The organism is Thermomonas brevis (assembly GCF_014395425.1).
GTDB classification, from domain to species: Bacteria; Pseudomonadota; Gammaproteobacteria; order Xanthomonadales; family Xanthomonadaceae; genus Thermomonas; species Thermomonas brevis.
Genome location: NZ_CP060711.1, coordinates 66,987 through 86,780 on the forward strand (window position 1 = coordinate 66,987; position 19,794 = coordinate 86,780).

At 70.3% G+C, this 19,794-nt stretch carries 18 protein-coding genes and 1 pseudogene; 5 read left to right on the forward strand and 14 right to left on the reverse strand.

Annotated elements, in window-relative coordinates; genetic code table 11:
* Positions 1-2,748 carry an aconitate hydratase AcnA gene (acnA, locus tag H9L17_RS00275; protein ID WP_187570432.1) on the reverse strand — a complete coding sequence of 916 codons (2,748 nt, stop codon included), beginning with the start codon at positions 2,746-2,748 and terminating at the stop codon, positions 1-3.
* 112 nt (positions 2,749-2,860) lie between these two features.
* Between acnA and H9L17_RS00280 the strand changes: the two genes are divergently transcribed.
* The 5 genes from H9L17_RS00280 (at position 2,861) to H9L17_RS00300 (ending at position 7,435) form a co-directional block, all read left to right on the forward strand.
* The gene (locus H9L17_RS00280; RefSeq protein ID WP_187570433.1) at positions 2,861-3,703 is read left to right on the forward strand and encodes a GGDEF domain-containing protein; all 843 of its coding nucleotides are present in this window, start codon (positions 2,861-2,863) and stop codon (positions 3,701-3,703) included.
* 92 nt (positions 3,704-3,795) lie between these two features.
* Positions 3,796-3,999 carry an AbrB/MazE/SpoVT family DNA-binding domain-containing protein gene (locus H9L17_RS00285; RefSeq protein ID WP_187570434.1) on the forward strand — a complete coding sequence of 68 codons (204 nt, stop codon included), beginning with the start codon at positions 3,796-3,798 and terminating at the stop codon, positions 3,997-3,999.
* Positions 3,996-4,394 carry a type II toxin-antitoxin system VapC family toxin gene (locus H9L17_RS00290; protein ID WP_187570435.1) on the forward strand — a complete coding sequence of 133 codons (399 nt, stop codon included), beginning with the start codon at positions 3,996-3,998 and terminating at the stop codon, positions 4,392-4,394. Before H9L17_RS00285 ends, H9L17_RS00290 begins: the two co-directional genes overlap by 4 nt.
* A 38-nt stretch (positions 4,395-4,432) precedes the next feature.
* A complete protein-coding gene (gene acnB, locus H9L17_RS00295) occupies positions 4,433-7,024 on the forward strand; it encodes a bifunctional aconitate hydratase 2/2-methylisocitrate dehydratase (protein WP_187570436.1) in 2,592 nt (863 codons plus the stop codon).
* 90 nt (positions 7,025-7,114) lie between these two features.
* Positions 7,115-7,435, forward strand: a complete 321-nt coding sequence (locus H9L17_RS00300; protein WP_187570437.1) for a DUF3817 domain-containing protein — start codon at positions 7,115-7,117, stop codon at positions 7,433-7,435.
* A 118-nt stretch (positions 7,436-7,553) separates the two neighbouring features.
* Here H9L17_RS00300 and H9L17_RS00305 read toward each other — a convergent pair.
* From H9L17_RS00305 to flhF, 13 genes and pseudogenes are all read right to left on the reverse strand, one after another.
* Positions 7,554-9,557 (reverse strand): annotated as a pseudogene (locus H9L17_RS00305) (chemotaxis protein CheW); the annotation flags it as partial.
* A 32-nt stretch (positions 9,558-9,589) separates the two neighbouring features.
* Positions 9,590-9,955, reverse strand: coding sequence for a response regulator (locus tag H9L17_RS00310; protein ID WP_187570439.1), 366 nt, complete (start codon positions 9,953-9,955; stop codon positions 9,590-9,592).
* Entirely contained in the window at positions 9,952-10,236 is a 285-nt protein-coding gene (locus tag H9L17_RS00315) for an STAS domain-containing protein (RefSeq protein ID WP_187570440.1), read from the reverse strand. Before H9L17_RS00315 ends, H9L17_RS00310 begins: the two co-directional genes overlap by 4 nt.
* A gap of 110 nt (positions 10,237-10,346) precedes the next feature.
* Entirely contained in the window at positions 10,347-11,267 is a 921-nt protein-coding gene (locus H9L17_RS16110; RefSeq protein WP_187570441.1) for a chemotaxis protein CheW, read from the reverse strand.
* A complete protein-coding gene (locus H9L17_RS00325) occupies positions 11,264-12,028 on the reverse strand; it encodes a ParA family protein (RefSeq protein WP_187570442.1) in 765 nt (254 codons plus the stop codon). Before H9L17_RS00325 ends, H9L17_RS16110 begins: the two co-directional genes overlap by 4 nt.
* Positions 12,028-12,957 carry a flagellar motor protein MotD gene (motD, locus tag H9L17_RS00330; protein WP_187570443.1) on the reverse strand — a complete coding sequence of 310 codons (930 nt, stop codon included), beginning with the start codon at positions 12,955-12,957 and terminating at the stop codon, positions 12,028-12,030. Before motD ends, H9L17_RS00325 begins: the two co-directional genes overlap by 1 nt.
* Positions 12,958-12,969: 12 nt before the next feature.
* Positions 12,970-13,710: a flagellar motor protein gene (locus H9L17_RS00335; RefSeq protein ID WP_187570444.1), complete on the reverse strand. Its 741-nt coding sequence runs from the start codon at positions 13,708-13,710 to the stop codon at positions 12,970-12,972.
* A gap of 9 nt (positions 13,711-13,719) precedes the next feature.
* A complete protein-coding gene (locus H9L17_RS00340; RefSeq protein ID WP_187570445.1) occupies positions 13,720-15,495 on the reverse strand; it encodes a chemotaxis protein CheA in 1,776 nt (591 codons plus the stop codon).
* Between the two features lie 2 nt (positions 15,496-15,497).
* Positions 15,498-16,118 (reverse strand): protein phosphatase CheZ, encoded by a 621-nt coding sequence (locus H9L17_RS00345; protein WP_187570446.1) that lies wholly within the window; start codon positions 16,116-16,118, stop codon positions 15,498-15,500.
* Positions 16,115-16,507: a chemotaxis response regulator CheY gene (cheY, locus tag H9L17_RS00350; protein WP_187570447.1), complete on the reverse strand. Its 393-nt coding sequence runs from the start codon at positions 16,505-16,507 to the stop codon at positions 16,115-16,117. Before cheY ends, H9L17_RS00345 begins: the two co-directional genes overlap by 4 nt.
* Before the next feature lie 97 nt (positions 16,508-16,604).
* Positions 16,605-17,357 carry an RNA polymerase sigma factor FliA gene (locus H9L17_RS00355; protein ID WP_187570448.1) on the reverse strand — a complete coding sequence of 251 codons (753 nt, stop codon included), beginning with the start codon at positions 17,355-17,357 and terminating at the stop codon, positions 16,605-16,607.
* Positions 17,354-18,214 carry a P-loop NTPase gene (locus tag H9L17_RS00360; protein WP_187570449.1) on the reverse strand — a complete coding sequence of 287 codons (861 nt, stop codon included), beginning with the start codon at positions 18,212-18,214 and terminating at the stop codon, positions 17,354-17,356. Before H9L17_RS00360 ends, H9L17_RS00355 begins: the two co-directional genes overlap by 4 nt.
* Positions 18,201-19,754 (reverse strand): flagellar biosynthesis GTPase FlhF, encoded by a 1,554-nt coding sequence (gene flhF / locus H9L17_RS00365; protein WP_187570450.1) that lies wholly within the window; start codon positions 19,752-19,754, stop codon positions 18,201-18,203. Before flhF ends, H9L17_RS00360 begins: the two co-directional genes overlap by 14 nt.
* Positions 19,755-19,794 lie beyond the last annotated feature (40 nt).

Sequence of the window (19,794 nt, forward strand, 5' to 3'; positions counted from 1 at the left end):
TCAAGACCGCGCCGCCAACTGCCGCAGCACGTACTGCAACAGCCCGCCGTGGCGCGCGTACTCCACTTCCTTGGGCGTCAGCAGCAGCACGTCCACCTCGAACATCGTGACCGTGCCGTCGGCGCGGGTGGCGGTGACGGTGGCGGTCTTCGACACGCCATCCTCCAGCCCGCCGACGGCATAGGTCTCGGTGCCGTCCAGACCTAGGAGCACGGCGCTGTCGCCGTTCCTGAACTGCAGCGGCAGCACGCCCATGCCGACGAGGTTGGAACGGTGGATGCGCTCGAAGCTCTCCGCGATCACCGCCTTCACGCCCAGCAGCAGCGTGCCCTTGGCCGCCCAGTCGCGGCTGGAGCCGGTGCCGTATTCCTTGCCGGCGATCACCAGCAGCGGCGTGCCGTCTTCCTTGTATTTCATCGCCGCGTCGAAGATCGCCAACTTTTCCGGCGGCTGCGCGCCGAAGTACAGCGTGTTGCCGCCTTCCTCGCCGCCGAAGAAGCGATTCTTGATGCGGATGTTGGCGAAGGTGCCGCGCACCATCACGTCGTCGTTGCCGCGCCGGCTGCCGTAGCTGTTGAAGTCGATCGGCTGCACGCCGCGCGCCATCAGGTAGCGGCCGGCGGGCGAATCCTTCTTGATGCTGCCGGCGGGCGAGATGTGGTCGGTGGTGATGGAGTCGCCGAAATAGCCCAGCACGCGCGCGCCTGCGATGTCGGCGATGTGGCCGGGCATCATCGTCATGCCCTCGAAGTAGGGAGGGTTCTTGATGTAGGTGGATGCGTCGCTCCACGCGTACAGCTCGCCGTCGGGCGAGGCGATGCCATTCCAGCGGGCGTCGCCCTTGAACACGTCGGCGTAGTTGGCCTTGAACATGTCCGGGCCGAGGGTGGCGGCGATGGTGTCGGCGACTTCCTTCGCGCTGGGCCACAGGTCCTTCAGGTACACCGGCGTGCCGGCCCGATCCGTTCCGAGCGGTTCCGAGGTCAGGTCGACGCCGGTACTGCCGGCCAAGGCGTAGGCCACCACCAGCGGCGGGCTGGCGAGGTAGTTCATCTTCACTTCGGCGTGGATGCGGCCCTCGAAGTTGCGGTTGCCGGACAGCACCGACGCCACGCACAGGTCGCCGGAGGCGATGCCCGCGCTGACTTCCGGCGGCAGCGGCCCGGAGTTGCCGATGCAGGTGGTGCAGCCGTAGCCCACCGTGTAGAAGCCGATCTTCTCCAGCTCCGCCAGCAGGCCGGCCTTGTGCAGGTAGTCGGTCACGACGCGCGAGCCCGGCGCCAGCGAGGTCTTCACCCACGGCTTGCGGGTCAGCCCGCGCGCGGCGGCGTTGCGCGCCAATAAGCCGGCAGCCACCATCACCGCCGGGTTGGAAGTGTTGGTGCAGGAGGTGATGGCGGCGATCACCACCGCGCCGTCCTTGAGCCGCACGCATTCGCCGTCGATCTCGATGTCGGCCTGGCCCTTGGCGTAGGTCTCGTTGCCGACCGCCGCGCCGCCGCCTTCGGCGATGAAGTCCGCCACTTCGCTGCTGCGCTTGTCGCGCGCGGCGGTGAGCTGGGCGATGGCGGCGCGGCTGTTGGCCTGCATGTCGCCCAGCAGCACGCGGTCCTGCGGACGCTTGGGGCCGGCCAGCGACGGCTGCACCGTGCCCATGTCCAGCTCCAGGGTGGAGCTGTACTGCGCGTGCGGGCTGTCCGGCGTGTGCCACAGCCCCTGCGCCTTCGCGTAGGCCTCGACCAGCGCGATTTGCGCTTCGCTGCGGCCGGACAGGCGCAGATAGGCCAGCGATTCGGCGTCGATCGGGAAGATCGCGCAGGTAGCGCCGTATTCCGGCGACATGTTGCCGATGGTGGCGCGGTCGGCCAGCGGCAGGTGCTGCAGGCCGTCGCCGTAGAACTCCACGAACTTCCCGACTACGCCGTGCTGGCGCAGCATCTGGGTCACGGTCAGCACCAGGTCGGTGGCGGTGGCGCCTTCGGGCAGGCGGCCGGTGAGGCGGAAGCCCACCACCTGAGGAATCAGCATCGACGAGGGCTGGCCCAGCATCGCCGCCTCGGCCTCGATGCCGCCCACGCCCCAGCCCAGCACGCCGATGCCGTTGACCATAGTGGTGTGGCTGTCGGTGCCGAACAGGGTGTCGGGGAAGGCCCAGGCTTCGCCATCGATCTGACGCTCCATCACCACCCGCGCCAGGTACTCCAGGTTCACCTGGTGGACGATGCCGGTGTTCGGCGGCACCACCTTGAAGTCGGCGAACGCCTTCTGGCCCCAGCGCAGGAAGCCGTAGCGCTCGGCGTTGCGCTCGAACTCGATGCGGCCGTTGATGTCCAGCGCGTCCGGACGGGCGAAGGCGTCCACCTGCACGGAATGGTCGATGACCAGCTCCGACGGGATCTGCGGATTGATCTGCTCCGGCCGGCCGCCCAGCTTGACCACCGCGTCACGCATCGCCGCCAGATCGACCACGCAGGGCACGCCGGTGAAGTCCTGCAGGATCACCCGCGCCGGCATGAAGGCGATCTCGGTGTCCGGCTGCGCGTTCGGGTCCCACTTCGCCACCGCCTCGATGTGCGCCGGCAGCACGCTCACGCCGTCCTCGTGGCGGAGCAGGTTCTCCAGCAGGATCTTCATCGACCAGGGCAGGTGGCCGATGTCGAAGCGTTCGCCCAGTGTCGGCAGGCTGTGGAAAGCGTAGTCTCTGCCGTTAACGTGGAGACTGGCGCGGGTAGCGAAGCTGTTGCTCATGGACGGGCTCCGGGGTGGCGATGGCGATGCCGGCGCAAACACTTGGGACAGGCGATGACAACGCCATCTTGCGATGTCGATGTTAAGCCGGATTGAAAGGGGGCGACGTTCCGTGACGAGGCCGATCAAAGCGAAGCGACGGAAAACCGGCGGGCACCAGGCCCTGCGCATCGCCGCCTGGACGACGGTGCCGGCGGGCGTGTTCCCGGCACAGGCCGCCACCGGAGGCGGCGCATCCGGCGGCTGGCTGGGCCTGCTGCTCGCGCTGCTGGTCGGCGTCGGGTTCGGTTGGCTCGTCCGGGGACTGCGCGCGCGGCGCGAACGCGGCGGCCTGGCGCAGCGGCTCGAAGAATGCGGCGCCGACCGGCAGCGGCAGGACGAACAGTTGCAGGCCGTGCGGCAGGACAGGGACGAACTGGCCGGCCAGTTGCAGCGGCAGACGGTGGAGTTCGCGCGGCAGGCGCACGAGGACGCGCTGACCGGGCTGCCCAACGGCCGCGCCTTCGACGAAGGCTTCGCCCACCATTTCTCCCGCGCCAAGCGGCACGGGCAGGCGCTGTGCCTGATGCTGCTGGACCTCGACCACTTCCGCGACATCAACAACAACTGGTCGCACGCGGTGGGCGACGAGGTGCTGGTCGAGGCCGCGCGGCTGCTGCGCTCGGTCTGCCGCACCTCGGACCTGCCGGCGCGGCTGGGCGGCGACGGCTTCGCGGTGATCCTCACCGATACCGACATCGAAGGCGGCAAGCGCTTCGGCCAGCGCCTGCACGCCGCGTTCGCCAGCTGCCGCAGCTGGCATTCGGCCGAGGTCGGGCCGAACTACGTCAGCGTCAGCGCCGGGCTGGTGCAGCTCGGCGAGGAAGACCAGGCGCCGGCCCAGCTGCGCCAGCGCGCCGACCGGGCGCTGTACCTGGCGAAGCACGCGGGAGGCGCGCGCACCAGCCTCGGTTGAAGGCATCGCGGCAGCCGCGCCGGCCCATGGCCGTTTCGGTATGCATGAAAAAGTATGTATAATTCCGGCCTACCTCTCCGCCGGGAGTCGCCATGGAAGCCACCGTCGCAGAACGCGGCCAGATCACCCTGCCGAAGGCAGTGCGCGACGCGCTGGGCCTGACCAAGGGCAGCGTGCTGAAAGTGGAGCTGGACGGCGGCCGCATCGTCCTGTCCAAGCACGTCGACGACGCCATCTCGCGGGTGCGCGGCAAGTTCGCGCTGGACGCGCCGCCCGGCAAGGGCAAGGCCGCGTGATCGCCATCGACGCCCCGGTGCTGGTCGAACTGCTGGCCGACGGCGCGCACGCCGACGCGGTGGAGGCCACGCTGCGGCAGGCGCTGGGCGCCGGCCGGGTGGTGGTCAGCGACGCCGCCCTGGCGAACCTCTCCGCCGCCCTGCGCAACGGCGCCGATGCGCTGGCCGCGCTGGAGGAGATGGGCGTGCACTACAGCCCCGTCGAGGCCAAGTCCGCGCTGCGCGCCGGCGAGATGCAGCGCCGCCAGCGCCAGCGCACCGGCGAGCCGCGCCCGATCTCCGACTTCCTGACCGGCGCGCACGCCCTGCTGCAATGCGACGCGCTGATCACCTTCGACGCCGAGTTCCACCGCGATTACTTCAAGGGCCTGAAGCTGATCGTCCCCAAGGACTGAGGCCCTCTCCACACGTTGCACACGCCAAGGAAATCCCCATGCTGGAAGCCTACCGCCACCACGCCGCCGAACGCGCCGCCCTCGGCATCCCGCCGCTGCCGCTGACCGCGCAGCAGACCGCCGAGCTGATCGAACTGCTCAAGAATCCGCCCGCCAGCGAGGACGCCTTCCTGCTCGACTTGCTGGTCAACCGCGTGCCGGCCGGCGTGGACGACGCCGCCAAGGTCAAGGCGTCGTACTTGGCCGCCATCGCTTTCGGCAGCGAATCCAGCACGCTGATCTCCCGCGCCCGCGCCACCGAACTGCTGGGCACCATGCTGGGCGGCTACAACGTGGCGCCGCTGGTGCAATTGCTGGACGACGCCGAAGTCGGCGTCGCCGCCGCCGATGCGCTCAAGCATACCCTGCTGGTGTTCGACGCCTTCCACGACGTGGAAGAAAAGGCCAAGGCCGGCAACGCCAACGCGCAGGCCGTGCTGCAGAGCTGGGCGAACGCCGAGTGGTTCACCAGCAAGCCGGAAGTGCCGGCCTCGCTGACCGTCACCGTGTTCAAGGTGCCGGGCGAAACCAATACCGACGACCTCTCGCCCGCGCCGGACGCGACCACCCGCCCGGACATTCCGATGCACGCGCTGGCGATGCTGAAGAACAAGCGCCCGGACGCGCCGTTCGTGCCGGAGGAAGACGGCAAGCGCGGCCCGATCGGCGAGATCGAGAAGCTCAAGGAGAAGGGCCACCTGGTCGCCTACGTCGGCGACGTGGTCGGCACCGGCTCCTCGCGCAAGTCCGCCACCAACAGCGTGCTGTGGTGGACCGGCGACGACATTCCGTACATCCCCAACAAGCGCGCCGGCGGCGTGTGCCTGGGCGGCAAGATCGCGCCGATCTTCTACAACACGATGGAAGACGCGGGCGCGCTGCCGATCGAGCTGGACGTGAACAGGATGGAGCACGGCGATGTCGTCGAGCTGCGCCCGTACGAAGGCAAGGCACTGAAGAACGGCGAAGTGATCGCCGAGTTCGAGCTGAAGTCCGAAGTGCTGTTCGACGAAGTGCGCGCCGGCGGCCGCATCCCGCTGATCATCGGCCGCGGCCTGACCGGCAAGGCGCGCGAGGCGCTGGGCCTACCCGTCACCGACCTGTTCCGCCTGCCGGTGACGCCGCCGGATACCGGCAAGGGCTTCACCCTGGCGCAGAAGCTGGTCGGCCGCGCCTGCGGCCTGCCGGAAGGCAAGGGCATGCGCCCGGGCACCTACTGCGAGCCGAAGATGACCTCGGTGGGCTCGCAGGACACCACCGGCCCGATGACCCGCGACGAGCTGAAGGACCTGGCCTGCCTCGGTTTCAGCGCCGATCTGGTGATGCAGTCGTTCTGCCACACCGCCGCCTATCCCAAGCCGGTGGACGTGAAGACGCACCACACGCTGCCGGAGTTCATCTCCACCCGCGGCGGCGTCTCGCTGCGTCCGGGCGACGGCATCATCCACAGCTGGCTCAACCGCATGCTGCTGCCCGACACCGTCGGCACCGGCGGCGACTCGCACACGCGCTTCCCGATCGGCATTTCCTTCCCGGCGGGTTCGGGCCTCGTCGCCTTCGCCGCTGCCACCGGCGTGATGCCGCTGGACATGCCCGAATCGGTGCTGGTGCGCTTCAAGGGCAAGCTGCAGCCGGGCGTCACACTGCGCGACCTCGTCCACGCGATCCCGCTGTACGCGATCAAGGCCGGCCTGCTGACTGTCGAGAAGAAGGGCAAGAAGAACATCTTCTCCGGCCGCATCCTCGAAATCGAAGGCCTGCCGGAGCTCAAGATCGAGCAGGCGTTCGAGCTGGCCGACGCCTCCGCCGAACGCTCCGCCGCCGGCTGCACCGTGCGCCTCGACAAAGCCCCGATCATCGAATACCTCAACAGCAACATCACCCTGCTGAAGTGGATGATCGCGGAAGGCTACGCCGACGCCCGCACGCTGGCCCGCCGCATCGCCAAGATGGAAGCGTGGCTGGCCGACCCGCAGCTGCTGGAGCCGGATGCCGACGCCGAATACGCGGCGGTGATCGAAATCGACATGGACGAAATCGTCGAGCCCATCGTCTGCTGCCCGAACGACCCGGACGACGCCAAGACCCTGTCCGACGTGGCCGGCGCCAAGATCGACGAAGTGTTCATCGGCTCGTGCATGACCAACATCGGCCACTTCCGCGCCGCCGCCAAGCTGCTGGAAGGCAAGCGCGACATCCCGACCCGCCTGTGGATCGCGCCGCCGACCAAGATGGACGCCGCCGAGCTGACCAACGAAGGCCACTACGGCACCTTCGGCACCGCCGGCGCGCGCATGGAGATGCCGGGCTGCTCGCTGTGCATGGGCAACCAGGCGCAGATCCGCGAGGGCAGCACCGCGATGTCCACCTCGACCCGCAACTTCCCGAACCGCCTGGGCCGCAACACCAACGTGTACCTGGGTTCGGCGGAACTGTCGGCGATCTGCGCGCGCCTGGGCCGCATCCCGACCCGCGAGGAATACCTGGCCGACATCGGCGTCGTCAACGCCAACGGCGCCGCGATCTACCGCTACATGAACTTCGACCGGATCGAGGAGTACAAGGACGTGGCGGATACCGTCGCGGCCTGAGCGGCACCGCCGCGAAGCTGACGCGAACGCCCGGCGCCGCCGGGCGTTTCGCTAACCAGTGATTCAACGATTGCAACAACGGAGTTGGCGATGACCACGAAGCCGCCGCCGGGCGCATCCGGAAAACTGTTCGCCACCGCCGCGCTGATCGAGGCGCTGACCTGGACCGGGCTGCTGGTGGGGATGTACCTGAAGTACGTCAGCCAGACCACCGACCTGGGCGTCTGGCTGTTCGGCCGCCTGCACGGGCTGGCCTTCCTCGGCTACGTCGTGGTCGCGGTGCTGGCGGGGATGCGCCTGCGCTGGCCGCTGTGGGCATTGCTGGTCGCGCTGCTGGCGGCGGTGCCGCCGCTGCTGACCTGGCCGGTGGAACGCTGGTTCCGCCAGCGCGGACTGCTGTCCGACCGCTGACGCCGCCTGCGGCACGGCTGCCGCGAGGCGCTGCGCGCGCGGGTCAGGCGACCTTGCGCACGCGCTTGGACAGTTCGATGACCTTCGCCATCTCGCCCTGGAGATATTCTTCGGTGATCGCCGCGGGTACGGCATGCGTCTTGGTGGACAGGCTGCCCACATCCACGATCAGGGCCACACGGCCGTCGCCGAGGATGGTCGCACCCGCCACGCCGGCGATGCGGCGGTAGTTGCGCTCCAGGTTCTTGACCACCACCTGCTGCTGGCCCAGCAGTTCGTCCACTTCCAGCGCCAGCCGCTGGCCCTGGCTTTCCACCACCACCGCGATCGGCTGCGCTTCGGCGCGGGCCGCCGGCAGGCCGTACTGGGTGGCGAGGTCGAGCAGGGGCACGTAGTCCTCGCGCACGCGCAGCAGGCGCGAGTCGCCGGCCACGGTCTTGATGTGGTCGGCCGCCGGCTGCAGCGACTCCACCACCACGTTCAGCGGCAGGATGAAGACTTCGCCGCCCACGGCGACGGTCATGCCGTCGAGGATGGCCATGGTCAGCGGCAGGCGGATCGAGACGGTGGTGCCTTCGCCGGCGCGGCTGCGGATTTCCACCTGGCCGCCGAGCGCGTTGATGTTCTTGCGCACCACGTCCATGCCGACGCCGCGCCCGGACAGGTCGGTGAGCACTTCGGCGGTGGAGAAGCCCGGCGCGAACACCAGGTCCCAGACCTGCGCGTCGGTGGGGTTCTCCGGCACCGGGATGCCGCGTTCCTGCGCCTTGCGCAGGATGCGCTCGCGGTCCAGCCCGCGGCCGTCGTCGCCGACCTCGATGATGATGTGTCCGCCCTGGTGCGCGGCGGACAGGGTGACCGTGCCGGCCTCGGGCTTGCCGGCGGCGATGCGCTGCTCGGTGGTTTCCAGGCCGTGGTCGATGGAGTTGCGCACCAGGTGTACCAGCGGATCGACGATCTTCTCGATCACGCCCTTGTCCAGTTCGGTGCCTTCGCCGGAGGTCTTCAGGTTGACCTTCTTGCCCAGCCGCGAGGCGATGTCGCGCACCATCCGCGGGAAGCGGCTGAAGGCGAAATCCACCGGCAGCATGCGCACCGACATCACCGCTTCCTGCAGGTCGCGGGTGTTGCGGTCGAGCTGGCCGAGGCCGGCCAGCAGTTGCTCGTGCAGGCCCGGATCGAGCTCGGCCGAGCGCTGCGCCAGCATGGCCTGGGTGATGACCAGCTCGCCGACCAGGTTGATCAGCGCGTCGACCTTGTCCACGGCCACGCGGATGGTGGTTTCCACCTGATCGTGGCGGGCGCCGCCGCCGGCGGCATCGCCGGCCGCGGGCTTGGTCGCTGCGGCTTCCTGCTTGACGGCCGCGACGACTGGAGCGGGCTCGGGCGCCGCGGGCGCGGCAGGGGCCGCGGCGACGGCCAGCGGCTCGATGCTGAGCTTGCACTGGTCCTCGACCCAGGCGAACGTGTCCTCGATCGCCGCGCGCTTGACGTTGCCGACCAACTGCAGGTCCCAGGCCAGCCAGGCTTCGAACGGATCGAGTTCGGCGAACGGCGGCAGCGCGTCGTCGCGGCAGGCGACCTTCAGTTCGCCGAGCTGACCCAGCTCGCGCAGCATCCGCAGCGGATCGTTGCCGCTGAGGAACAGCGAGCGCTCGGGCTCGAAGCTGATCGACCAGCCGGTGGGATCGGCGCTGGCCGGCGCGCTGGCGACGGCGGCGGCCGCCGGAGCGGCGGCTTCGCCGGACAGCAGGCGCTCCAGTTCGGTGCGCACGCGGGTCAGCATCGGCTGGTCGATGGCGTCGCCGTGTTCGGTGGCGGCCAGCAGCATGCGCAGCGCATCGACCGAGCCCAGCAGGGCGCTGATGTCCTCACCGCCGAGCGTGCGTTTGCCGCCGCGCGCTTCGTCCAGCAGGGTTTCCAGCAGGTGGGTCAGCTCGGCGATGGCGGTGAAGCCGAAGGTGGCGCTGCCGCCCTTGATCGAGTGCGCGGCGCGGAACACTACGTGGATGGTGTCGCCGCCTCCGCCGCCGGATTCCATGTCCAGCAGCCCGGCTTCCATGGCGGCGATGTTTTCGCGGCTTTCTTCGAAGAAGGTGGCGTGGAAGCGGGTGATGTCCATGGATGTTCCGAAAGATGTGCCGGAAGCGCGGCTTAGCCGAGAACCTTGCGAACGGTGGCGAGCAGCTGCTCGGGGTCGAACGGCTTGACCAGCCAGCCGGTGGCGCCGGCGGCCTTGCCTTCGCTCTTCTTGTCGGCGCCGGACTCGGTGGTGAGCATCAGCAGCGGGGTGAACTTGTAGCTGGGCAGGGCGCGCAGCTGGCGGATCAGCTCGATGCCGTCCATGCGCGGCATGTTGACGTCGGTGATCACCGCGTCGAACTTCTGGGTCTTGGCCACTTCCAGCGCGGCGAGGCCGTCCTCGGCTTCCTTGACGTTGTAACCGCCGCCGGACAGGGCGAAGGCGACCATCTGGCGCATGGAGGTGGAATCGTCAACGATCAGAAGGTTTGCGCTCACTCGGTGTCTCCGGGGACGGTATCGACGCCCAGGCTGGCCGCGAGCGCGAGCTGGCGCGCGGCTTCAACCAGGGTGGGAGAGGGAAGGGTAATGGTGGTGACGCGGCCGCGCGCGGCGCGGTCCCGCATGAAGGCGTGCAGCAGCTGCAGCCCGGCGGTGTGCACGCGCGACACGTCGGCGCCGGACAGCTCCAGCACCTCGTCGTCGAAATGCGATTGCAGCGCCGCTTGCAGGTCGGCGACCTGTTCGATGCCGAGGTCGGCTTGCAGTGACAATGGCATTGGCGTCTCGAAAAAAGGCTTGATCCCAGACCGTTTAACGGCGTGTTCGCGTTCGACTTGAGGCGGCCGGCGCGAACTGCGCGCCGGCGCACAGTTTGCACGCTTCGCGCTCAGTCGAACACCACGCGCGCGTCCAGCAGCACCGTCGGCGGCGCGCCCGGGGTGCGCGCGATGCCCATGCCGATGCGGTCGCGCAGGCCCGGCGTGGGCGGTTCGATCTGCGGAGCATCGAGGGTGACGACGTCGGTCACCGCGGTCACCAGCAGGCCGACCAGCTCGTCCTTGTACTCGAGCACCACGATGCGCGAGCGCTCGTCCGTCCGCACCGCGGCCCGGCGCAGCCAGAGGCCCAGGTCGTGCACCGGCACCACCCGCCCGCGCAGATTCATCACCCCGAGCAGCGAGGGCACCGCGCCGCGCACCGCGATCACCGGCGCCAGCCGGACCACTTCCTGCACCCGCAGCAGCTCCACCGCGTAGCGGTCGTCGCCGATCGAGACGCGCAGCCAGCGCTGACCGACCGGGGCGGCGGGGGCGTCCGCGCCCGCCGCCACCTCGACCGGACGGAACGGAGCGGGTACGTCGCGGGACTCGGCGGCGGGCGGACGGACCTGCGCCACGGCTGGCTCGGAAACCGGCAGCGTCGCCGGAGCCGTCTCCGGGGCCACGGCCGGCTGGGTTTCCCTCTCGAACTCGGCAAGCAGCTCCAGCACCAGCGCCGGGTCGACGGCCACGGCCGGCTCCGGCTCCGGGGCATTGTCCGGTTCGCATGCGTCGCGATCGCCGTCCAGTTCGGGCGCCGCCTCGTCCGTGGCCTGCGGCGCGGGCTCGGGCTCGACGGCTTCAAGGACGACGGGTTCGGCAGCGCCCGCCGGTTCGGTACCGGCGGCCGGCTCCGGTGCGTGCGCGGCGGCGGTCGCGTCCGCCTGCGGCGAGGCAGCCGTCGGCATGCCCAGTAGCGCGTCGACGTAGGCGTCGACGATCACGTCGCTCTCCGGCTTCGCGGCCAGGGTGGTTCCCTGCGGGCTCATGCGGCCTCCTGTTCGGCGGGAGCGGTGTCGAGCAGCCATTGCATCGCGTGTTCGTAGGCGATCAGGCCGCGACCGTAGATGTGTTCGCGGCTGCCCAGCGCGTCGGCGTCGCGCAGGCGGGTGTCCACCGGGATCGGGTAGGGGCAGGCGGCGGCGCCGGGATGCGACTGCAGCTGCTCCAAGGTGTGCTGGCCGGTGCGGGTGCGGCGGTCGAACAGGGTCGGCAGGATCTGCCGCAGTAGCGGGCGCGAGCGCGAGCGCTCCACCATCGCCGCGGTGTGCAGCATGCCGGCCAGGCCGTGCAGGGCCAGCGGGTCGGTCTGGGTGGGCACGATCAGGCGGTCGCAGGCGGCCAGCGCGTTGACCAGCAGCAGGCCCAGCGTCGGCGGGCAATCGAGCAGGGCGTAGTCGTGGCTGTCCGGGCTGGCCTGCAGGGCGCGGCCCAGCGCCAGGCCCAGGCCCGGCTGGGTGGCGCTGCGCCGTTCCAGCGTCGCCATCGCCGGCTGGGCGGCGATCAGGTCGATGCCGGGATAGCCGGACGGCCGGGCGACGTCGGCGATGCCCTGGTCGTTGAACAGTTCGTGGGTGCCGATGGGCGGCGGCTCGGTCGGCACGCCGAAGGCGCGGGTCAGCGAGCCGTGCGGGTCCAGGTCGACCAGCAGCACGCGCTTGCCGGCGTCGGCCAGGCTGCGCCCCAGGCACAGGGTGGAGGTGGTCTTGCCCACGCCGCCTTTCTGGTTGGCGATCGCCCAAACCCGCATCACGGTGCTCCCATCGTCGGTGTCGCCGCGCCGGCCGCTGCCGATGCGTCCGCGGCGGCCTTCGCCCCGCGCATGTCCAATCCGTCCATCACGCTGTCCACGCCGCGGGCGCTGGACAGGATCACCAGCTCGACCCGCCGGTTGGCGCTGCGGCCCGCCTCGGTGGCGTTGTCGGCGATCGGCTGGTATTCGCCGTAGCCCATCGACGCCAGCCGCGCGGGCGCGATGCCGGAATCGATCAGTTCGTAGACCACGTTGGTGGCGCGCGCCGCCGACAGGTCCCAGTTGGAGCGGAACTGTGCGGTGCGGATCGGCTGGTTGTCGGTATAGCCCTCCACGCGCACGGCGTTGGGCACGTCGCGCAGGACGGTGGCGAGCTGGCGGATCGTGCCCAGCGCGGTGGCGCTGGGGGCGGCGACGCCGCTGGCGAACAGCAGGTCGCTCTGGATTTCCACTTCCAGGAAATTCCTGCCGCGGCGCACCCGCACCAGTCCGCTTTCCACCAGGCCGGACAGGGCCTGCTCGATGCGGTCGCCGAGCGCGTGCAATTGGTCCTGGCCGGCTTCCTCGTCGCCCGCGCCGGCTTTCTGGTTCTGCTGTTCCCGCCGGTTGATCGGCATCGGCACTTCGATGCGGCTGGGCTGGGCCGGGCCGCGGCGGGCGCCGGTGTCGATCACCGAAGGATGGTCGAAGTCGCCGCCGCGCAGTTGTACTTGGCCGACCTGGATCGGCTTGATCGAGCGCGGCGCGCCGCCGAACGCGGCCGACAGCGCATCGGCGACTACCCGGTACTTGCCTTCGTTGAGCGAGGAGATCGCGTACATCACCACGAAGAAGGCGAGCAGCAGGGTGAGCAGGTCGCCGTAGGGGATCGCCCACGCTTCGTGGTTGAGGTGTTCTTCGTGCTGGTGGCGGGGGCGGCGGGCCATGTGCGCGCGCCCTCAGTGCAGGAAGCCGTTGAGGCGCGATTCGATGTTGCGCGGGTTCTCGCCCTCGGCGATCGCGATCAGGCCCTCGATCAGCATTTCCCGCTCGACCTGCTGGCGATGCACCACGCCCTTGAGCTTGGAGGCCATCGGCAGGAACAGCAGGTTGGCCGAGGCGATGCCGTAGATGGTCGCGGTGAACGCGGCGGCGATGCCGTGGCCCAGCTTGCTGGGATCGGTCAGGTTCTTCATCACCGCCATCAGGCCCAGTACCGCGCCGATGATGCCGAGGGTGGGCGCGTAGATGCCCATGCCCTCGAACACCTTGGCCGCGGAGGTGTCGCGGTGGTGCTGCGCCTGCGCCTCGATCTCCAGCATCTGCCGCATGGTGTCCGGCTCCACGCCGTCCACCACCATCTGCAGGCCGCGGCGCAGGAACGGGTCGCTCTCCTGGTCCACCAGCGGCTCCAGCGCCAGCAGGCCCTGCTTGCGCGAGGTGGTGCTCCAGTCGACCATCCGCGCGATCAGCGCGTGCGGGTCCTGCGGCGGCGGGAAGAACACCCAGCCGACGATCCGAATCGCGCGGCTGAAGGTGTGCATCGGCGTCTGCAGCAGGATCGAAGCGCAGGTGCCGAGGATGACGATGACGAACGCGGCCGGCGACCACAGCCCGGACAGGCCGGCGCCCTTGAGCATGCTGCCGCCGAGCAGGGCGACCAGGCCGAGGATCGCGCCGATGACACTGAGGATATCCATATGCCCACGCTAACGGCTGCGCGCGTTGGCGCTTGAGCCGCGCTGCGCGGATTCGAGCAATGCGTCGACGTCCAGGATCAGCGCCATGCGGCCGTCGCCGACCAAGCTGGCGCCGGCATAGCCGGGCAATCCGCGCAGGCTGCGCGGCAGCGCCTTGATCACCACTTCCTCGCGGCCGACCACGCGGTCGACCAGCAGGCAGAAGCGCTGCTCGCCGGCCTGCAGCACCACGCCGCGAGTGGCTTCGGTCGTGCGGCCGTCGCCCAGGCCCAGCCATTCGCGCAGCGACAGCACCGGCAGCGGGCGCTCGCGCAGGTCGAGAATCTTCTGGCCGTCCATCCACAGCACTTCGCTGTCGTCGTGGGTGACCACCTCGATGACGCGCACCAGCGGCAGCGCGTAGACGTCGTCGTCCAGCTCCACCAGCAGGGTCGGCAGGATCGCCAGGGTGAGCGGCACGCGGATGATGAAGCGCGAGCCTTTGCCGAGGTCGGACTGGATCTGCACCTGGCCGGACAGCTCGCGGATCTTGGACTGCACCACGTCCATGCCGACGCCGCGGCCGGACAGGTCGGAGACTTCGGTGCGGGTGGAGAAGCCGGGCAGGAACAGCAGCGACAGGCATTCGTCCTCGCCCAGCCGGGCGGCGGCCTCGGTGTCGATCAGGCCCTTGCGGATCGCGCTGCGGCGGATCGCCTCGGGGTCGATGCCGCCGCCGTCGTCGCTGACCTCGATGGCGACGTGGTCGCCTTCCTGCTGCGCGGTCAGGCGCACGGTGCCCTGTTCCGGCTTGCCGGCGGCGCGGCGGGCGTCCGGCATCTCGATGCCGTGGTCGATGGCGTTGCGTACCAAGTGCACCAGCGGATCGGCCAGGGCTTCGACCAGGTTGCGGTCGAGTTCGGTTTCCCCGCCCTCGACCACCAGCTCGACCTGCTTCTTCAACTGCCGGGCGACGTCGCGCGCCAGCTTGGGGAAGCGGGTGAACACGCGGCTGACCGGCTGCATGCGCGCCGACATCACCGCGCCCTGCAGGCGCGCGGTCACGGTGTCGAGCGCGGTCACCGCGCGGTCGAGGTTCTCGTCGTGCACGCCCGGCCGCAGGGTCTTCAGGCGGTTGCGCGCCAGCACCAGTTCGCCGACCAGGTTGACCAGCGCGTCCAGGCGGCGCACGTCGACGCGCACGGTCTGTTCGGTTTCCGTCGCGGCGGGCGCCGGTTTTTCGGCGGCGGCCGGTTTTGCGGGCGCTGCGGGCCTGGGCGGAGGCGGCGCGGCAACCGGGGCGGGCGCGGGCGCCGCGCCGGGGATGGCGCCTTCGCCGTGCAGGCTGTCGAGCAGGGCGTCGAAGTCGAGGTCGTCGAGGTTGTCCGGCAGGTCCAACGCGGCCGGCGCCGGCGCGGCGGCCGGGGCGTCCCCGCCGCGCACCTGGCGCAGCAGGGCGGCATCGACCTCGCCGAGGTCTTCGCCGCGGCCCAGCGCGTCCAGCATGTCCAGCAGCAGGTCCACCGCGCGCTGGGCGCCGTCGAACGCGGCCGCGTCCAGCTCGCGGGTGCCGCTGCGGGCGGCGTCGATGCGGTCCTCGAAGGCGTGGCAGAGCGCCACCATCGGCGGCAGGTCGAGGAAGCCCGCGCCGCCCTTGATGGTGTGGAAGCCGCGGAACACGGCGTCGAGCGTCGGGCGGTCGCCCGGATCCTGTTCCAGCGCCACCACCTGCTCGCCGAGGCGGTCGAGGATCTCCCGCGCCTCGATCAGGAAGTCCGCGCGGGCGTCGTAGCCGTCCGCCGACATGCTCAGAGTCCGAGGTTGGCGAGCAGGTCGTTGGCTTCGTCCTGGGTGGCTGCGGGAGGATCGACGCCGTTGACGGCGGGGCCGTGGCCCTTGCCGTCTTCGCCGTGCAGCGCCTGGATGTCGCCAAGGCCGGATTGCAGGGAGCGGATCAGCTGGATCACCCGCTGGATGATCTGGCCGGTGAGGTCCTGGAAGCTCTGCGCTTCCACCATCGCCGACAGCCGCGAGCGGATCGCGTCGACGGTGGCCTCGTGCTCGGCGCCGATGGTGCCCAGCAGGGTGCGGCATTCGTCGGCGAGGTCGAGCGTGCGCATGCTGGCCTCTTCGGTCATCTTGACCACGTGTTCGAGCCGGCTGCACGCGTCCGGCAGGCCGCCGTTGGCGGACGCGGTGCCGGCGCCGGGGATGCGCGCGTCGATCGTGCGCTCCAGGTCGTCCAGTTCGCGCGCGAGCTTGACCAGGCTTTCCACCACCGGCTGGCGGCGCCATTCGAGCAGGGAATCCAGATGGTGCTTCCAGGCCGCGTTGTCGCCCTGTTCCAGCGCGGACATCGCCGCGTGCAGGCGCTCGACGATCTGGGCGTCGCCGGCGGGCATGGAGGGCGGACGCGTGGGCATGCTCATGCGGCTTTCTCCATGCGTTCGAAGATCTTGACCAGCTTGTCTTCCAGGGTGGCGGCGGTGAACGGCTTGATGATGTAGCCGTTCACGCCGGCCTGCGCGGCTTCGATGATCTGCTCGCGCTTGGCCTCGGCGGTGACCATCAGCACGGGAATCTTGGCCAGCGCGGCGTCGGCGCGGATCGCCTTGAGCAGGTCGATGCCGGGCATGCCGGGCATGTTCCAGTCGGTGACGACCAGGTCGAACTTGGCCTTCTGCAGCTCGACCAGCGCGGTCGAGCCGTCGTCCGCTTCCGCGAAGTTGGTGAAGCCCAGATCGCTGAGCAGGTTCTTGACGATGCGGCGCATGGTCGAGAAATCGTCAACGATGAGGATGCGGATGCCCTTGTCCATAGTGGATCCTGTAGGTAACGGTGTCGGTATCGGTTGTGGAGCGGAAAACTTGATGTTGCCGCATCCGGGGCGCCGATGCAGCACCGGCACGCGTCGCTCAGGCGACTTCCGCGTCGATCTCGCTGCGCCAGTCGGTCAGCCGCGAGCGCAGCCGGAGCATGGCCTGGCCGTGGATCTGGCAGACCCGCGACTCGCTGACGTTGAGGACCGCGCCGATCTCGCGCAGATTCATTTCCTGCTCGTAGTACAGCGACAGCACCAGCTGCTCGCGCTCGGGCAGGTTGTCGATGGCATCGCCGAGGGCGGCACGGAACGCGCCCTGCTCGAAGCGGCGGGCGGGGGTGAAGCTGTCGTGCTGGTCGAGCCGCGGTTCGCCGTCGTGTTCCTCGGCGTATTCGTCCAGGCTCAGCAGCTGGCCGCGGGCGGCGTCCTGCAGGATGTGGTGGTAGTCGTCGACGCTCATGCCGAGCGCGCCGGCGATCTCCTGCGAGGTGGCGGTGCGGCCCTCGCGCTGCTCGATGCTGCGGGTGGCGGCGACCACGTCGCGGTAGCGGCGGTGCACCGAGCGCGGCACCCAGTCGCCGGCGCGGATCGCGTCGATCATCGCGCCGCGGATGCGGATCGAGGCGTAGGTCTCGAAGGTGGCGCCCTGGTCGGACTGGAAGTTACGCGCGGCCTCGATCAGGCCGATCATGCCGGCCTGGATCAGGTCGTCGATCTCCACGCTGGACGGCAGGCGCGCGGCCAGGTGGTGGGCGATCCGGCGCACCAGTTCGGCGTGCCGTCCCACGATGGCGGCGGCGTCACCGGTCTGCTGTGCGCGGTACTGGGCGGCCCCCGCGTTGATCATGCACAGGCACTCCCCTGGGCGGCAATCAGACGTTCGGTGAAGAACTCGACGTGGCCGCGCGGCCCCTGCGGCGCCTGCCACTGTCCGATTTTGCGGACGATATCACGGAATGCCAGCGAGGCCGGGGCGGTGGGGAAGGCTTCGACCACCGATTCCTGGCGCTGCACGGCCAGCCGCAACCATTCGTCGCGCGGGATGGCGCCGAGGTAGGACAGGGTGACGTCGAGGAAGCGCGAGGTGACGCGTTCGAGCTTGTCGAACACCACCCGTCCTTCGTTGACGTTGGGCACCTGGTTGGCCAGCACCTGCACCCGGTTCACGCCGCGGTCGCGGCTCAGCACCTTGATCAGGGCGTAGGCGTCGGTGACCGAGGCCGGCTCGTCGCAGACCACCAGGATCACGTCCTGCGCGGCCTGGCAGAAGGTCAGCACGCCGTCGCTGATGCCGGCCGGCGTGTCCACGATCATCACGTCCAGCGGGATGTCGAGGTGCGAGAACGCGTTGACCAGGCCGACGTGCTGCTGCGGCAGCAGCTCGGTCATGTGGCGCTTGCCCGAGGCCGCCGGCACCACCAGCAGGCCGCGCGGGCCTTCGACCACGGTGTCGCGCAGCTCGCAGCGGCCGGCGAACACGTCGGCCAGGGTGTACTGCGGCGACAGCCCCAGCATCACGTCGACGTTGGCGAGGCCAAGGTCGGTGTCCAGCAGCAGGGTGCGCTGGCCGGCGTGCACCAGCGCCATCGCCAGGTTGATGGAGGTGGTGGTCTTGCCGACGCCGCCCTTGCCGCCGGTGACGGCGATCACGCGCGGCACGGAGGGGGTGGCGTTCGCGTTGGAAGCGGAATCAGGCGAATGCATGGTGGCCTTCGTCGCTAGGAATGCTGGTCGCGCCGCGGCGCGGGATGTCGATCATGCCGGCCAGGTACCGGGCGTCGGCCAGCTCGATGTCGTCGGGGACGCACTGGCCGGCGGCGGTGTAGGCCACCGGCAGATTATGCTGCACCAGCACCGAGAGCGCTGCTCCCGGGCAGGTGCTTTCGTCGAGCTTGGTCAGCACCACGCCTTCGGGCGCCGCCGGGCGGTAGCGGCGCAGCAGTTCGGACAGGTCGGCCGGATGCGCGTTGGCCGGCAGCACCAGCAGGCTGCGCACGTTGCTGGCGGAGCGCACCCACAGGATCTGCCGGAGCAGGGCGCGGTCGCGCAGGCCGTGACCGGCGGTGTCGATCAGCACCAGCGGGTAGTCCTCCAGCTGCTCCAGCGCGTGGGTCAGCGCTTCAGGGCCGTCGGCGTCGCAGACGGTGACGCCCAGCCGCCGGCCGAGCACGTGCAGCTGTTCGCGGGCGCCGGCGCGTTCGTTGTCGGCGCTGATCAGGGCGACGTCGCGGGCGCGGTGGCGCGCGGCGAAGCGGGCGGCCAGCTTGGCGATGGTGGTGGTCTTGCCGGCGCCGGTCGGCCCGAGCAGGGCGACCACGCCGCCGTCTTCCAGCAGTTCGTTGCGCAGGACCGGCAGCTCCGCGGCCAGTTCCGCGCGCAGCGGCGCGAGGATGGCGTCGGCGGGCAGGGTGGGGTCGAGGCGCTGGGCGAGGCGCTGGGCCAGCGCGTCGTCGCAGCCGAACGCGGCCAGCGCGTCGAGCGCCGCCGCGCGGGCGGGCGAGCCGCGCAGGCGCTCGACCGCGAACTGGCCCAGCTCGCGCTCGATCACCTTGCGCATCGCCGCCAGTTCGGCGCGCAGGGTAGCGACGGCCGGGTCGGTGGCGACCACGCGCAGGGCGGGCGCGCCGTCCTGCACTCTTTCTTCCGGCGCTGGTTCCGGCAGCGCGGGCGCCGGCTCCACGGCGGCCGGCTCGAAACGGGCGGGAACCAGCGCGATCGCTTCCGCCACGACCGGGGCCGGCGGCGGGGCCGGAACCGACGCGCGGCGCAGGGCGGCGGCGAAATCCGCCGGCTGCATTTCGTCATCGATCACGGCACGCGGTTCGACGCGCGGCGGAAGCGGCGCCGCGACGGCCACCGGCTGCGGTTGCGCCGACGGCATCGGCTCCGGCCCGCGCGGCGCGGGCTTGAACGCGGCCATCATCTGTTCCAGCCGGCTGGGCTGGCGCTCTTGCGGGGAAGACTGCGGGGACGGCTGTGCGGCCGTCTGCGGCAGCGGCGCCACCGGCACGCCGTCGATCTTGAACACGGCGCGTTCGCGGGCCGGCGCAGGCGTCGGTGTCGCTGCGGGCGGCGGCGCTTCCGCAGCCGGGGCGCTCATCGTGCGCAGGGTCTGCTGCACCAGCGCCTCGTCGTAATCGGTGGCGGCCACCACTTCCACGCCGCCTTCGGCGGCCTGGCGGCTGGACAGGATCACGGCGTCCGGGCCTTGTTCGTCGCGGACCATGCGCAGCGCGGTGCGCATGTCGGGGGCTGTGAAACGCTTGATTCTCATGTTCGTGGTC